Raw genomic sequence first — 8629 nt, forward strand, 5'->3', positions numbered from 1 at the left:
TTGACCCGAGGATTTTTGAGTAGGCTTATACTCAATGAAATTCATTAACAAACTAAACAGGAGCAGTCTGCTCAAAGCACTGGTTTGAAGTGGTTTTGAGGAGTGCGAAAGCGACTTATTTAGGGTAGATATAGGTCAGGCGGCCCCAGTAGGAAGCAGTTGGGTCAAACCAGCCACGGAAGTTGCTGATGTACTGCTTGCCGAGGTAGTTAGACTCTTGAATCTGGATGCGGGTATTGGATTCGACATGAGTCACGACACCGACGTGGCCGTAGCCGCCGTCATCCCAGCAGGCGATGGCGCCAACCTCAGGCGTACTGCCGGTACGGAATCCAGCTCTTCTGGCACTAGCTGCCCATTGACCGCCGTTGCCCCAGTAATTTCCTGCCCAAGGAGCTAGAGCCTTGGCTCCCCAAGTGCATTGGCCGACAGGATAAGTTGTCGCATTAGCAGCGGCATAGTTTGGCTGAATATTAGCTGATTGAACGCTTGATTTCTCAACCTGATAGCTAGTTCCAGTCAGGCCAGTCAGTTGTCCCGCTTTTCTACGATAGACATGGGTATGGAATAGACCGCTCCCCTTGTGTTTCTGAGTGTCCACGGTGAATTTGTAGGTTCCATTGCCGACCTTATTTGCAGTATACCATTTGATATCATCTTGCCCATTGACTTCTGACCAAGTTGGCAGAATAATATCGCCATCTCCGTAGGCGTCTGTCACTGTCACCTCATAGCGATTAGCCTCAGTTTTCCTGACTGCAACCTTGGCTTGAATTTGGTCGGTAGACATTGAGACGGCATCTGCTGCGTAGCTACGCTCACTGCCGTCCTTATAGGTGACATACACATGGTTGTTATAGGTTCCAGACAAAGCCTGATGATTACGGATATCAAAGCTTGCGCTGAAGGAGCCATCTCCGTTAGGAGTGGCTGCATACCATTTAAGATTGCTCTGATTGCTAGTGCTCCAAATTGGCACCCGGACAGATTGAATAGGTTTAGATAAGCTAGTTTCGGTAGTTTTCACGGTGTAGGTCCCTTGTTTGGGGTTGATATTTTCCACCGTAAAAAGAGGTTTCTGTTCCTCGTCTGAAGGTAATTTTCCGCTGTCAACTTGAACTGTCGTTCCTGTTATACCAGTTGATTCCGGTTGAACATAGCTTTGGCCGTAAAGGTGGATATTGTAAGTCCCAGTGTCGTAGTTATGCTTTCTGAGCTCCACCCGAGCGCTGTAGCTGCCATCCGAATTTTTGCTTGCTTCGTACCATTGTAGATCATCTTGTCCTTTCTTATCAGACCAAGTTGGAAGAACAATTCGATGCATGGTGTCAGGTACGTTTTTGACAGTAATTTCCATGATACCGGTTTGAGGGAAGCTGGTTTCGATTATCGGTTTCGGATTTTCAAGATGGAATGTAGTACCAGATAGAAAAATCATTTTTCCGTTTACATTTTCGTAAGTGTCAACGAAGTATCGTCCATAACCACGATGTTTGGATAGATTAAACTCAGTTGATTCTTCTCCTGCGTCATACCACTGAAGGTCGTCGCTGCCTTTTTCCTCTGACCAGACAGCATGGACAATCTTTGAGTGAGTTTGGTCTTTGTTACGGGAAAAACTAATGCGTCCTGTACCTCCTGAGACGGATGCATTCGTTTTACTAGCTGGTTTATCTACATGAAAGGTAGTGGCATTTAGAGCTACCAAGCGCTCTCCTATCCGTATGTAAGTATGAACATGAAACGTACCATATCCTGGATGGTTGCTTAAGTCAATGTCAGTGATGGGTGTTTGTGGTGTATCATACCATTTCAAATCATCTTGTCCGTTTTCTTCAGACCAAACAGCATGAGCAATAAGATAAGGTTCTTGAGCTTGGGAACGGGTATAACTAATAGAGGCTGTACGATCGTTCACAGTCACATCGACATTGCTGGCACGATCAGTAGGGCCTAGAATTTTGACTTCAGATTCAGGCGTTTCGGTCGCATGAACTGTTGAGTGGCTCGCAAAGAGACCTAGGACAGCTCCGGATAATAAAAACAGTTTTTGATATTTCTTCATAAAACTCCTTTGTGAGAATGGTTTTGGATGGGCCCACCTGTATTATTCGGAAAACTTATTTGAAAATGATAGTAAATTTGACAAGCCCTGAATATTTTTTGTCTACAATGGGTACAATCCACTCAAAAAGGAGAAGGCTGAAGACAACAACAATTACGGCAATCAGATAGAAGAGACATTCTTTTTCTCATTAGAATGGAATAAAACGAACGATTATGGTATAATTTAGATAAATAATTCGTAAAAATGCGGTGATTTTTACGTAATGTGTTAACTTGGTGCGTAAGCGCCTGTGATATTGGATATTGAGGTATCTTGGCTATGAAGCTTTTAGTTGTTGGTTCAGGCGGTCGTGAGCATGCGATTGCCAAGAAGTTGTTGGAGTCTCGGGATGTGGAGCAGGTTTTTGTCGCTCCTGGAAATGATGGCATGACCTTGGATGGGTTGGATTTGGTTAATATTGGAATTTCCGAACATTCTAAACTAATCGAATTTGCCAAGGAGCATGACATTGCTTGGTCCTTTATTGGTCCAGATGATGCCTTGGCAGCTGGAATTGTAGATGATTTTAACCAAGCTGGGCTCAAGGCTTTCGGTCCCTCTCGTTTAGCAGCGGAGCTGGAGTGGTCCAAGGATTTTGCAAAGGAAATCATGGTCAAATACGGTGTTCCGACAGCAGCCTATGGTACATTTTCCGACTTTGAGGAAGCCAAATCCTACATCGAAAAGCAGGGGGCGCCTATCGTGGTCAAGGCGGACGGCTTGGCTCTGGGTAAGGGCGTGGTCGTAGCGGAGACTGTGGAGCAGGCGGTCGAAGCAGCTCACGATATGCTCTTGGATAATAAATTTGGCGACTCGGGTGCGCGCGTGGTTATCGAAGAGTTCCTGGACGGCGAGGAGTTCTCCCTCTTTGCCTTTGTCAATGGCGATAAGTTTTACATCCTGCCGACGGCCCAGGATCACAAGCGGGCCTATGATGGTGACAAGGGGCCCAATACAGGTGGTATGGGAGCTTATGCGCCAGTGCCTCACCTGCCACAAATCGTGGTGGAACAGTCGGTTGAGACCATTATCAAGCCAGTTCTCGAAGGCATGATAGCTGAGGGACGACCTTATCTGGGCGTGCTCTATGCTGGGCTGATTCTGACAGCAGATGGTCCTAAGGTCATTGAGTTCAACTCGCGCTTCGGTGACCCAGAGACCCAGATTATCCTGCCGCGCCTGACGTCTGACTTTGCGCAGAACATCACGGACATTTTGGACAAGAAGGAGCCGGCTATCACTTGGCTGGATGAGGGCGTGACCCTTGGCGTGGTTGTCGCTTCAGAGGGCTACCCGCTGGACTATGAGAAAGGCCTGCCTCTGCCGGACAAAACAGACGGCGACATCATCACCTACTATGCTGGGGCTAAGTTTGCGGAAAATAGCGGAGCACTGCTGTCGAATGGCGGCCGAGTTTACATGCTGGTCACCACAGCAGATACCGTATCAGCTGCGCAGGAAAAAATCTACGACCAACTAAAAAAACAAGACACTACAGGTCTCTTTTACCGAACGGATATCGGAAGCAAGGCTTTGTAAATCAAATGTATTAAACTTTGAGCCGTGAGGCTTGAATATAGAATTCTGGTGTTTGAAAAATGAAAAACAGACTGCTATTTTTAGAAGGTTCTAGCTTAACTTCAAGAGAGACTCTAACAGTATTGCTAAAAGAGAGCTACAAAGTTGATGTCCTGTCTCCTGATAAGTTTTCTATTGCAACATTCAGTCGACTCACTCATAGAATTCCGACAGTTGATATAAATCGTTTTCCTTTAGATTACTTGAAACAAGTTAATCAGCTGCTTCATCAAAAAAATTATGCAGCTATTTTGCCGACACATGAGGAAGGCTGGTTATTGGCAAATGGGGGAAATTTTTTACCAACTCGTTTGCCAGTAGCGCTTGCTGATAAAGAACAAATTGAAAAGCTGGCTGGGAAGATTGCGTTTGCTGAAATTTCGGATCAGTTAAATCTGCCAATTCCTAAATGGGAGCGTGTGGAAAATTTAGAATCTGTTTCTCTTCCTTATCCTTATTGGCTAAAGGCAGACTATGGTACTGCCGGTCGTTTGGTTTATAAAATCACAAGTAAGGAAGATTTGGCGAGAGCTGCGGACGTTTTATTAGCCAATGATGAAAAATGGATGGTTCAGCAAGACATAGTCGGAGATTATGGTCAGGTTCAAGCAGTATTTCATCATGGTCAGTTACTTGCAGTTCATTCTAGTGTTAAAGTGGGTTCTGGTGCCGGTGGTTCAGCTGCTGCTAGATTAAGTATAGAATCTGAGAAAACGAGAGAGCATGTCGAAAAATTAGGTCAATTTTTACAATGGCATGGTGCTTTAACTTTAGATTTTATACGTACCGACGGTTATTTTTATTACATAGAATGCAATCCTAGAATGGTTGAACCTGCTAATGCCTACAAAGCAGGAGTTAACTTCCCAAAAATCATGATAGAGTTAGCCAATGGCTGCTATTCCAAATCTGATGTTAGTGTTGGGCAAGCAGGGGTAGGGACGCATAGCCTGATGGCTTTGCTTATCGGCACTGCTGAAAGAACCAAGAGCAGAAGAATGATATTACAAACCATAGGGCACTGACTTTTTAAAAGTGACAGTGAAGAGGTTTTAACCCCAGTTTGGAAAGACTTTTTGAGTTTTATTCCTCTTGCCATTATTATAATCCGATTATTGATAAATCCTGGAAGTGTCACAAAACTGGTCAATAATACTGTTAAACATTACAGTGTAGAAGCAGCCACCCTAAAAAATCTTTGAATAAATGACTTCATTTATTCAAATAGAAAAAGGAACATTCCGTTAGTTTACTTATTCTTTTCTACGGGATTTTCGCAAATAACAAAAAATGCTATAACATAAAAATGAAAGGAACTGAACACGGGACTAAATCCCTAGGAAAAAAGATAAAACTGCCTAGACGTAACCGTCGTTGTTAGTTTTCCTATTTTTCTACGGGATTTTTCACAAGCGAATCGTCCCTTTGTATCTTAATATGAAACCAATTATTTCCATCATCATGGGCTCCAAATCCGACTGGGCAACCATGCAAAAAACCGCCGAAGTCTTAGACCGCTTTGGTGTAGCCTACGAAAAGAAAGTTGTCTCTGCCCACCGTACACCAGACCTCATGTTTAGACATGCCGAGGAAGCACGGAGTCGCGGTATCAAGGTCATTATTGCAGGTGCTGGAGGCGCAGCCCATTTACCAGGTATGGTCGCAGCAAAAACCACTCTGCCTGTCATTGGTGTACCAGTCAAATCACGCGCTCTCAGCGGTCTGGACTCCCTTTACTCTATCGTGCAGATGCCGGGTGGTGTGCCTGTGGCAACTATGGCTATTGGGGAAGCGGGAGCGACAAACGCTGCCCTGACTGCCCTTCGGATCTTGGCCATTGAAGATCAAGACCTAGCAGCAGCGCTAGCAGATTTTGCAGAAGAACAAGGAAAAATCGCAGAGGAGTCGTCAAATGAGCTCATCTAAAACAATCGGAATCATTGGTGGCGGTCAGCTGGGTCAGATGATGGCCATTTCTGCTATCTACATGGGGCACAAGGTCATCGCGCTCGATCCTGCGGCGGACTGTCCAGCCTCTCGCGTGGCTGAGGTTATCGTAGCGCCTTATAATGATGTGGATGCTCTGCGTCAGCTGGCTGAGCGATGCGATGTCCTGACCTATGAGTTTGAAAATGTTGATGCTGACGGTTTGGATGCTGTCATTAAGGATGGTCAGCTACCTCAAGGGACTGACCTGCTCCGCATTTCTCAAAATCGGATCTTTGAAAAGGACTTTCTCGCAAACAAGGCCCAAGTCACCGTGGCACCCTACAAGGCCGTGACTTCCAGCCAAGACTTGGCAGATATCGACCTATCGAAAAACTATGTCCTCAAGACTGCGACTGGTGGCTATGATGGCCATGGGCAAAAGGTTATTCGCTCGGAAGAAGATTTGGAAGAAGCCTATGCGCTAGCCGATTCAGCAGCCTGTGTCTTGGAAGAATTTGTCAACTTTGACCTTGAAATTTCCGTCATCGTGTCCGGAAATGGCAAGGATGTGACAGTTTTCCCAGTTCAGGAAAATATTCACCGCAACAATATCTTGTCTAAGACCATCGTGCCAGCTCGCATTTCGGAAAGGCTAGCAGATAAAGCCAAAGCCATGGCAGTGCGAATAGCAGAACAATTGAACCTCTCTGGTACTCTCTGCGTGGAAATGTTTGCGACAGCTGATGACATCATCGTCAATGAGATTGCCCCACGGCCACACAACTCTGGCCACTACTCTATCGAAGCCTGCGATTTCTCGCAGTTTGACACCCATATTTTAGGCGTTCTTGGAGCACCATTGCCAACTATTAAACTGCATGCGTCTGCCGTTATGCTCAATGTTCTCGGCCAGCACGTCGAGGCCGCTGAAAAATATGTCACAGAAAATCCAAGCGCCCACCTCCACCTGTATGGTAAAATAGAAGCGAAGCACAACCGTAAAATGGGGCATGTGACCTTGTTTAGTAGTGTGCCGGACGAGGTGGAGGAGTTTGGGGAGTAAGACAGGACCCCAGTTATAAGGTCCGTCGTCTTACCCCTGCAAAGTTGACTAGGCTTGTCGTATCTGATAAAGTCAGCAAGAGAAGTCAGTCAACTACTGCTGGAAAGGGATTGATTTTTTAGGTGAAGTGAAATGCCACTAGAATATTTTGAGATAAAAAAGTTATTAAGAAGCCAAATAAGTTTGGTTGATTCTCTTATGAACAAAGCATTAAAGTATATGTTGCTCTATGGAATTTTATTGTTGGTTTTCTCTGTTAGGTATTCACAAAATACTAGCGATTCTATTATAATTTTTATTTTATTGCTTATTATGGGAATGCTCTATAGATTAAATGTTCTTTCTGAGAGAATAAGTCTTAAGAATTTAACGATAACTTTTAGAAAAGGCAATTTTTTAGAAACCAAATATATAGAGTTACTAGTCTCTGATATAGAAAGTTCCTTAAATAAAATAAATAGTTTTGTAAATTGGAGTTGTGGTATTTTAGCTACTATTTCAATATTTGCTAGTACGATATATCTTAACTTTTTAAAAGATCTTGTTTCTAAGGAAGAACTTGCAAAACTATTAGGTGGAGAAAATAGTAGTTTACAAAATAGCTTTATTGGGGGGTTATGGCAATTAATGTTAATGATAATTTTAGTGTTATTAGTGTATTACCTAACTGTTCAAGCTTTTACTTATGATAGGCGATTTGTAATTATTGTTTTGAAAAGTAGTCGTTATATTGATGAAAATGATGAAATAATAGTTGGTTTTTTAAATAAGTTGCAATATATTATAAAAAATTTTATTTCAGGGATATAATGTATACAACAAAAACGGTTGAAGACTATCAGAGGTAGGTTTATGATTCAAATCATCGTCAATGCTTTTGTGGAAGAAGGCAAAGAAACTGCTGTTGTGGAAGTGCTCTTTGCCAGCGCCGACCATGAAAAAGTAAAAGCCAAATATCAGGAATTAAAGATTCAATATCCAGACAATTATCTGGCTATCTATGATTTGCCTTTGGATACAGCTCTAAGTAGCTTGCCACACTATCCGTCGGTGGCGATAAGCAAGGAGGAATTTAATTAGCCTATGAAAACTATCGGTCTGATTGGCGGTATGAGTTGGGAAAGTACCACATCTTACTACCAAATAATCAACGAAACCATCAAAAAAGAGCTGGGTGGCTTGCATTCAGCCAAGATTCTGCTTTACAGTGTTGATTTTGCAGAGATTGAACATTATCAGGCAGTCGGGAACTGGGAGAAAAGCGGTCAACTTTTGACAGATATTGCTCAGCGCTTGGAGCAAGCAGGTGCGGATTTCATCGTTATTTGTACCAACACCATGCACAAGGTTGCTCCGCAGATACAAGAAAAGATTACGATTCCAATCTTGCATATTGCGCAGGCAACTGCGCAGGCCTTGTTGGCTGACGGTATTCAAAAAGTCGGCCTCCTAGGAACCAAGTACACCATGACTCAAGATTTTTATAAGGAGAAATTAATAGAATCTGGGTTAGAAGTGCTGATTCCAGACCAAGCTGGTATTACAGAGGTCAATCGGATCATTTATGACGAGCTCTGTCTAGGAGATATCAAAGAAAGCTCAAAGCAGACTTATCTTACCATTATAGATGATTTGAAAAAAGCAGGCGCTGAAGCTGTTATCTTGGGGTGTACCGAGATAGTTCTCCTCGTCAAGCAATCCGACACTGACCTGCCTCTCTACGACACAACAGTGATCCATGCACAGAAAGCAGCGGAGTGGGCGATAAATAAGTGACCATAGAAGACAAGCGCAACCGTAGAGTAGGGCATGTAACTTTGTTTAGTGATGCGCCGGATAGTGTTATTGAGTTTGGGGATTGAAACAGTTCTTATTTGGATGTTATTATATCTCATCTTAATAGTCCTGTTTTCTTTAGTAAAGAGATTGACCTAAAAGTTGAGTAGTTACTA

7 protein-coding genes and 2 pseudogenes are annotated in these 8629 nt (G+C 43.5%); 8 read left to right on the top strand and 1 reads right to left on the bottom strand.

The features are described from left to right. Window positions 1–115: 115 nt before the first annotated feature. A complete protein-coding gene (lytF, locus tag D8886_RS09910) occupies window positions 116–2065 on the bottom strand; it encodes a murein hydrolase LytF (protein WP_125435431.1) in 1950 nt (649 codons plus the stop codon). A 321-nt stretch (window positions 2066–2386) separates the two neighbouring features. Here lytF and purD point away from each other — a divergent pair, with 321 nt between their 5' ends. From purD to D8886_RS11895, 8 genes and pseudogenes are all read left to right on the top strand, one after another. Continuing rightward, on the top strand, window positions 2387–3646 hold the full coding sequence (gene purD / locus D8886_RS09920; RefSeq protein WP_125435433.1) for a phosphoribosylamine--glycine ligase: 1260 nt from the start codon (window positions 2387–2389) through the stop codon (window positions 3644–3646). A gap of 59 nt (window positions 3647–3705) precedes the next feature. Further along, window positions 3706–4887: pseudogene (locus D8886_RS09925) on the top strand (ATP-grasp domain-containing protein). Between the two features lie 235 nt (window positions 4888–5122). After that, window positions 5123–5611 (top strand): 5-(carboxyamino)imidazole ribonucleotide mutase, encoded by a 489-nt coding sequence (gene purE / locus D8886_RS09930; protein WP_009660156.1) that lies wholly within the window; start codon window positions 5123–5125, stop codon window positions 5609–5611. After that, entirely contained in the window at window positions 5598–6677 is a 1080-nt protein-coding gene (purK, locus tag D8886_RS09935) for a 5-(carboxyamino)imidazole ribonucleotide synthase (protein WP_125435435.1), read from the top strand. Before purE ends, purK begins: the two co-directional genes overlap by 14 nt. Window positions 6678–6809: 132 nt before the next feature. Then, entirely contained in the window at window positions 6810–7487 is a 678-nt protein-coding gene (locus tag D8886_RS09940; protein WP_125435437.1) for a hypothetical protein, read from the top strand. A 42-nt stretch (window positions 7488–7529) separates the two neighbouring features. Beyond that, on the top strand, window positions 7530–7757 hold the full coding sequence (locus D8886_RS09945) for a phosphoribosylaminoimidazole carboxylase (protein ID WP_125435439.1): 228 nt from the start codon (window positions 7530–7532) through the stop codon (window positions 7755–7757). Window positions 7758–7760: 3 nt separating this feature from the next. After that, window positions 7761–8453, top strand: coding sequence for an aspartate/glutamate racemase family protein (locus tag D8886_RS09950; RefSeq protein WP_125435441.1), 693 nt, complete (start codon window positions 7761–7763; stop codon window positions 8451–8453). Between the two features lie 2 nt (window positions 8454–8455). Then, window positions 8456–8539 (top strand): annotated as a pseudogene (locus D8886_RS11895) (phosphoribosylaminoimidazole carboxylase); the annotation flags it as partial. Between the last annotated feature and the right edge of the window lie 90 nt (window positions 8540–8629).

This window comes from Streptococcus sanguinis (assembly GCF_003943655.1).
Taxonomy (GTDB): Bacteria; Bacillota; Bacilli; order Lactobacillales; family Streptococcaceae; genus Streptococcus; species Streptococcus sanguinis_F.